This is a genomic window from Psychrobacter sp. UBA2514 (assembly GCF_002341255.1).
Classification (GTDB): Bacteria; Pseudomonadota; Gammaproteobacteria; order Pseudomonadales; family Moraxellaceae; genus Psychrobacter; species Psychrobacter pacificensis.
Genome location: NZ_DDNS01000046.1, coordinates 6,040 through 6,705, shown reverse-complemented (window position 1 = coordinate 6,705; position 666 = coordinate 6,040). Strand labels below are relative to the sequence as shown.

General features: G+C 46.5%; 1 protein-coding gene. It reads left to right on the top strand.

Annotation, left to right across the window (positions count from 1 at the left end; translation table 11 throughout):
* Positions 1-94: 94 nt before the first annotated feature.
* Positions 95-666: tRNA pseudouridine(13) synthase TruD (truD, locus tag B3V51_RS11240; RefSeq protein ID WP_286708439.1), on the top strand; the 572-nt coding region annotated here is incomplete at its 3' end.

Sequence of the window (666 nt, the reverse complement as noted above, 5' to 3'; positions counted from 1 at the left end):
AGATAGTGACTCAGATAGCGATACAAATAATCAGGCTGCCGACAGTTTTGATCTCAGTGTTATTGATATTGGCGCTGTCACTGACACCGCAAACTTGCCGCAGCCAAAGCCTCAACCGATAAAGCAAGCTACTTATAAAGCAGATGCCACCGACTTTGTGGTCAACGAAATACTCCCGCTAGAGTTGACAGGTGATGGTGAGCATCTATGGCTGCATATTAAAAAACTAGGCATGAACACCGCGTATCTGGCAAAACTGTTGTCAGAGTGGGCAGACATACCGCTACGTGATGTCGGTTACTCAGGACTGAAGGATCGTCATGCGGTGACGACCCAGTGGTTTAGTCTGCGTATACCCAAAAAGCAGTTGCCGCCTACAGAGTTTGCGCCGATAGATATTGGCGAGCATGAATCTGTCGTTATTCTGGCGCAGCACTGGCATAATAAAAAACTCAATCGCGGTACCCACCGTGCCAATCAATTTATCATTACCTTGCGTGATATTAAGTTTACGAATGATGATGAAAACACTGAATCAACTGAGCAATCGTTATCTACTCAGCAGACGGCTAAGCAACGCGTCGAGGAGCATTTAGCACGCATCGATGAAACAGGTGTGCCTAACTACTTTGGCCCACAGCGTTTTGGTCGTCAGGGTAATAATGT